General features: G+C 66.9%; 4 protein-coding genes and 1 pseudogene. 2 read left to right on the top strand and 3 right to left on the bottom strand.

Going from position 1 to position 6476, the window contains the following annotated elements; translation table 11 throughout:
• Positions 1-339: 339 nt before the first annotated feature.
• Entirely contained in the window at positions 340-750 is a 411-nt protein-coding gene (locus AB0C22_RS30790; RefSeq protein ID WP_357538481.1) for a hypothetical protein, read from the bottom strand.
• A 340-nt stretch (positions 751-1090) separates the two neighbouring features.
• Between AB0C22_RS30790 and AB0C22_RS30785 the strand changes: the two genes are divergently transcribed.
• Positions 1091-3790, top strand: coding sequence for an RICIN domain-containing protein (locus tag AB0C22_RS30785; protein ID WP_357538479.1), 2700 nt, complete (start codon positions 1091-1093; stop codon positions 3788-3790).
• 324 nt (positions 3791-4114) lie between these two features.
• Here the strand turns inward: AB0C22_RS30785 and AB0C22_RS30780 are convergent, their stop codons facing one another.
• Both AB0C22_RS30780 and AB0C22_RS30775 read right to left on the bottom strand, forming a co-directional pair.
• Positions 4115-5011, bottom strand: coding sequence for a hypothetical protein (locus tag AB0C22_RS30780; RefSeq protein WP_357538477.1), 897 nt, complete (start codon positions 5009-5011; stop codon positions 4115-4117).
• 530 nt (positions 5012-5541) lie between these two features.
• A pseudogene (locus AB0C22_RS30775) lies at positions 5542-6252 on the bottom strand (IS6 family transposase).
• An 82-nt stretch (positions 6253-6334) separates the two neighbouring features.
• Here AB0C22_RS30775 and AB0C22_RS30770 point away from each other — a divergent pair.
• A partial coding sequence (locus tag AB0C22_RS30770) for a tetratricopeptide repeat protein (protein ID WP_357538485.1) occupies positions 6335-6476 on the top strand: 142 nt, incomplete at its 3' end.

The raw sequence follows: 6476 nt of genomic DNA, 5'->3' as shown, positions 1-6476 counted from the left end.
AGCAAGAAGGGTCTGACCGCCGTTTCGGCAGGCCAGACCCCTCATGATCTTGTGCGCCCGAAGGGACTCGAACCCCTAACCTTCTGATCCGTAGTGAGAAGTGTCAATTTTTAAGGCGATCAATCAAGCCTGGTCCGGCAGCGTCCAGCCCAATCCGAACACGCTATTGCAGGTGCGGGGTTAGCATGATGAACATCAATCAAAGAACCACTTGTGAATAGAGTCCAAATCCGGCGTAGTCCAGCCTACCCACCCCCAGTTCCCCGACGTCCGAGCACCCACGGAGCACCCATGCGTGCGTCCGACCGGGCCGGATCAGGGTCGGGTGCGAGGGCCGCGCTACGCCGAGCCAGGGAGTCGCTGGTGACGGACCGCAGCGTTCAACCAGTCACTGGCAGCGGGCCGCTTCACATCCTCGCCGTGGTCAGGCTTTGACTGGCGTTTGTCGCAGGCGGCGCGGGATGCGGCGATCAGTGATGTGCCAAGGTTCGCTGTCTTCTGAGGGGTGAGCCGGATCGTCGTGCGATCCCAGAAGCCCGACAGCAGCGATGCGGCCAGGTTTCGGACCGTGTTGTGGTCCATCCCGTCGAGCTTGGTCATGTCGGTGGGGCGCTGTTCCGGGTTGTCGATGGCCAGCGTCACCGAGGGCGGCTTGTCGTGCCCGTCGGGGGAGCTGAACGCCTGGAGGTCGACCGTCGCCACCTTGATGTCATTGGCACATTCGTGGTGCTGGCCGTGCACGGCGGTCACGTCCGGGAGTCGACGGTACGCCGGGCGCAGCGCGCCGAGGGCGACCTCGGCGCGCTGCTCGGAATCATGCTGATCGGCCTGGCCACCCTGATCGGTCGCCTCCCTTTACTGCGGCTTTTGTCGGGATTGCTCGCCTTTCAGGCTTCGACAGTAGATCGATGATCGCAGATCATTGACTTAGTGCTCGTGTTGCCGGTTAATCACATCTACGTGTCAGCTGTGTTCACCCTCCTGGGTGGTCGACGACACCGGCGGGTCGTCGAATCGATTCGATTACAGTTGGCACGTGCACCTTGACTCGGAGTCATGAGGGCTGTCGGGTGGGTCACAGGAGGTAACCGTGCATCGTACGAACGTCCGCTGGGGCGGTCGATTGTCGGCGTCGGCCAGAGGGCTGGCCGCGACCGTGGCGCTCAGCCTGCCCCTGACGCTGGGCGGCCTGACCCTGGCAACCCCCGGGCCGGCCCTGGGCGCGCCGGTCGCGACGCAGAGTATCGCGGCCGCCGGACTTGACGGTGTGGCGGCCGGGAACGCCGCGATCACCTCGGTCGATCTGAGCGGGACGTGGAGCTTCACACCCGCGGGTCGGGCAACGACCTCGATCACGGTACCCGGCGGCGGCTGGTACAAGCAGGGCTTCACCGACGTGAACGAGGCGGTATACTCGCGCAGCATCACCGTGCCGGACACGGGCCAGCCGCAGTCGACCTGGATCGAGTTCGGTGCCGTCAACCACCAGGCGACGCTGTCGGTCGACGGCCGGGTGGTGGCGACCCAGACGACCGCGTTCACCCCATCGAACTTCGACATCAGCAGCTACGCCGCACCGGGCACCACACACACGATCAGCGTGCAGGTGAAGGGCCGCGGTGCGCTGAAGGCGTCCGACGGCAAGTACCTGGTCCCCATAGCGGCCGACTGGTCCGAGGCGGTACCGCAGGGGATCTTCCGGTCCGCGTCCCTGCGGGTGTATCCGGCGGTATACGTCAGTGACACGTTCGTCCGCACCTCGGTGGCGAACCGCACGCTCAGCTACGACGTGTCGGTGACCAACTCCTCGGCCGCGACCAGGACGGTCACCCTGACCGGGGCGCTCGCGTCCGACGGCGCGGGCTCCTTCAGCTATCCGCAACTGCCGCAGCAAACCGTGACGGTGGCGGCCCGTTCGACGGCGAAGGTCACTGTGGGTCCCGTGGCATGGGACCTCGGCACCACCTCGTACTGGTGGCCCAATGTGCCGTACCGGTCCGGCTACCGGGCCCAACTGCACCGCCTGGCGGTACACGCCACCGTCGACGACGGCCGCACCAGTGACGCCACGTACCGCTTCGGGTTCCGGGAGAGCACGCAGAACGGCGAGTACTACTACCTCAACGGCGCGCGGGTGAACTTCCGTGGCGACAGCCTGCAGGGTGCCGACTACGACCGGGTCAACAACGGCGGCAAGGGCGACGCGTACGACACCCTGCCCGGCTTCCTGCCCCCGTCGTCCGGCAACGGCGGCTGGCCGCAGGCGGTGGACAACTACCAGCGGCTCAACTACAACGTGGTACGCATGCACATGGAGCCGGCCAGCCCGTACATGCTCGACGTGGCCGACGAGATAGGCCTGATGATCATCGACGAGACCGCCATCCGCAGTGGTTCCCAGAACTTCGTGTCCGGACGCGACAACATGGTGGCCCACGCTCGTGCGCTGACCCTGCGCGACCGCAACCATCCGGCGATCATCCGCTGGAGTCAGATCAACGAGCCCAGCTCCAACGCCAACGACTCACAGTCGTTCCAACAGGACCTGTACGCGGCGATGAACGGCAATGACGGCACCCGGCCGATCAGCATCGACGCCGGCATTGGCGCGGACTCGCCCAGCCGGTACCCGGCCATGACCTACCCCAACTTCGCCATCTTCGCGCACTACCTGGACGGTGTCGGCCGCTACGGCGAGGCCCTGAATCGCCATTCCGGGCGTCCGGACGGCGAAGGCGAGTACATCTGGCCTGCCTGCAGCACCAAGCAGGGCTTCACGTGGTTCGCGACGGCGACGGCGGCCAAGCGCGGCAAAGACGCCAGCGACCTGCGCCCGTACACGCTGTTGTCCGCCTGGGCCAGCGTCGTGCCCGGCGTGCGAACCACCGACTTCACCACGGAGGAGAACACTCGCCCGGTCTACGGCGTGGACAACCTGCCCGACCCGTGGAGCAACCCGCAGATCCAGCGCGTACAGGCGGCGTTCAACCCGGTGGCCGCGGTCGACCTCCCCTTCTGGTCGGCCTCCGGCAATTCGGACTCCAACGGCACCTTCCCGCTGCCGCAGGCGGTACCCAGCTACGCCCGCAACGCCACGGTCACCCGCAACATCACCGTGTTCAACGACGACTTCGCCGACACCGCGGTGGGCTTCACCTGGACCGCCCGGCTCGACAGCCCGACCGGCGCGGTCGTCGCGTCCGGCAGCACCAACCTGACCGTCCCACTCGGCTCACGGGTCACCCAGCCGGTGTCCTTCACCACCCCCAACACCGGCAGCCGCGTGTACCTGCAACTGTCGACCACCAAGGCCGGTAGCCCCGTCTTCACCGACGCGGTCGAATACTTCAACCTCACCGGAGGCAGCGGGACCGGACCCACACCGGGCACCTACCGCATCGTCAACCGCAACAGCGGCAAACCCCTCGCCATCGCCGGCAACTCCACCGCCGACGGCGCCAAGACCGTCCAGCAGAGCGGCACCCCCACCTGGACGATCAGCACCACCCAGGACGCCTACACCCTGCGCTACACCGCCTCCGGAAAGATGCTCGACGTCAACGCCAGCAGCACCACCCAGGGCCTGCAACTACAGCAGTGGTCGGCCAACGGCGGCACCAACCAGATGTGGTACCTGCGCCCCACCGGTGACGGCTACTACACCATCGTCAGCCGCAGCAGCGGACTGGCAGCCGACGTTTCCGGCGCCTCGACCAGCGACGGAGCGCAGGTCGTGCAGTGGACCGCCAACGGCGGCACCAACCAACAGTGGCAGTTCGCACCCGCCTGACAGAGAACCGAGGTGGATGTCAAGCCCGACCGCCGGTAACGGGCTGCCGATCGTCGCGCCGACTCGGGGGTACGGTTCGTACGCCCGAGTCGGCCACGATCCGACCGCGGTGGGCACCGAGCTACCGATCCGGACAGACGCAGCCTGGTCCGCTCGCTGCGGCAGTCGGCGGCTCAACTGCTGACGTCGCGGTTCAAGTCCAGCGCCACGGCTGGGTGGTGGTGCTGGGGAGACTGACCGCAATATGGTGTGAGCGCTGCTCACCACCGACTCTCGGATGGAGGCGATCAACCCGATGGCGTTGGCCGACACCCTTGCGTATCGTCAGGGCCACTCTCGGGGATCGCGCTCAGCAACAAAGTTGGGTAGCACGTGCCACTCCGGCGGCTCTCCCATCACGATGCTCTTGAACTCGCGCAGCTGCGGCTTACCTGGTGGGAGAACCGGCGCGAACAGCTCGAAAAGCCGGTCGGCGTGCTCCGGCCCGTACTCGTCCCACGTCTTTGTCGCCAGCAGCCAGCAACTGCCCTGCGCCAAGCGCTCAGCCTCGACGAATGCGCCGCTGTCGCGAAGCCGGGCGATTCCACCCACCCGGTCGGCCATCTCATCGCTGAGGATGGTCAGCCAGCCGTAGTTCCGCAGCACGACGCCCGCTTCCTCGACACCGACCGCGTAACGGCTGAGAGCCTGCTCGAGCGGCGTCACCATCGGGTTCCACTGCTCGGCGAACGCGACAGCCACCGGCGCCGAGACCTCCGCCACCTCCCGGACCGCGGCCAGCAGCCGCCGCGAATCGGCGGCCTCCGCATCACCGATCGAACTGGCCAGCTCTACGAAACCCCCGTACCGCGTCATCGCCACACTGAGAACCGGACCCGCCGCCCAGTATGTGGACGCTTCCCACGAACCCTGGTCAGGCAGGCTCTCCACCCGGCCAAGCAATTCCTCCCACGCGACGGCGGAATAGACGACATCCCACTCCCACGACTCACCCTGGTAGCCGTCGGGCGGATCAACAACCGTACCGACCTGCGCCTTGATCTCGTCGGGCCGCTCGGCCACGAAGACCAGCCGGTCCTGCGGCGTGGACCGCACCACCTCACCGAACTCCCCCACCAGACGGTCCGAGCACACCTCAAACCATCGCCGGGTCGCCCGACCGGCCCGCTCACGATCCGGCTCGACCGGAATCGTGAGCGAGACACCACACCGCTTCTTCACCCGTGCACTTCCGTCTCGGTCGACGCGGTCAACGATCAGCCTGCAAGACCATACTGCGGGACACCGTGCCGGAAGGTGGGAGGCCGTTCTCCCCTGGCTCGGCCACGCGGGAACGCCATAGGCCCAGGGAAGACTCCACCCGGGCACAATCGGGTCATAACAGGGTGTGTCGATCATCGGCGGCTCAGCCCTCCCCGGCGTCGGCCTGCGCCTGCCCGGCCTGCTCGACCAACGCGTTGGCCAGGTCCCGCAGCCCAGCCACAACGTTCCAGTCCGGCCGGACGGCCGGGTCCAAGCCGCGGGCCTTGGCGTCCTCTCGGATCCGGTCGACGTAGCCAGTCGTGGACGTCGCATTCCGAGAAGGACATGAGCATCAGCAGGCGATCCGCTCGATCCGTGACCAGGGTGGCTCGGCGGTGGATCCGAACTAGGCATCACCCGCGCCGAGCGTTTGGGTAGCCGAGGCTCACGTCGGTGCTGTTGCGTTGGCGGATCGGTGGGCACGCCGAGCTGCGCCAGCCGGGCTCTGATCAGATCGCTCGTGCGAGTTCGGTGAACGCGGCGGCCACCCGCAGCGCGGGCGGAACGTCGGTGGCGAGTTCGTAGTGTCCGCGTCGGAGGTTCTGCACGAAGGCGTGTCCGGTGACGATCGTCTGGAGGGTTCGGTCGGTGCGGAGTCCGCGCATCGGTCTGAGCCGGTGCTTGAGTTGGCTGTGGTCGGCCTCGATCGGATTGTTGGCATGTCGTTCGACGTGGTGCCACGCCGCCGGGACCAAGTCCTCCAACACCCTGGCATAGGCGGGAGCGGCGTCGGTTACGACCTCGCTGGGCATGATCTTCAGCATGGTCAGCGCCCGGTGGAAGAATCGCCGGGCCACGGCGGCGTCCCGACGCGCCGACACGAGCACGTCGATGACCTGCCCGTGCTGGTCGACGGCCCGGTACACGTACCGCCAGATACCGTTGACCCTGACGTAGGTCTCGTCCACGAACCAACGGTCACCAGGTGAGTGACGAGCGAACCGTGCGGCGTCGGCCAGCAGCGGGGTGAACCGCTACACCCACCGGTAGACCGTCACGTGATCCACCTCGACACCCCGCTCGACCAGCAACTCCTCCACATCCCGGTAGGAGAGGTTGAACCGCAGATACCAGCGGACCGCCAAAACGATCACCTCGGGCGGGAACCGAAAGCCGAGGAACGCCGACGGCGGCGGAGACCAGGACCGGACACGAGACAGCGACCTCACCGGCCCAGCAGACCACACCGGACAAGCCGGAGTCGATCATGCTCTCGCCCAACGCAACAGGCCCGCCCTGACCATGCGCCAACAGGCCGGCAACCGAGGCAACGAAGCCGCCACCCTCAACAACATCGGCCACGTGTACGACGGGTTGGGGGATCGGCAGCGGGCCCTCGACCACTACCACCAGGCCCTCCCCATCCGGCAGGAGATCGGCGACC

This window comes from Micromonospora sp. NPDC048894 (assembly GCF_040649765.1).
Lineage (GTDB): Bacteria > Actinomycetota > Actinomycetes > Mycobacteriales > Micromonosporaceae > Micromonospora > Micromonospora antibiotica.
The sequence above is the reverse complement of the archived record's forward strand: the minus strand, read 5'-3'. Positions and strand labels throughout refer to the sequence as shown.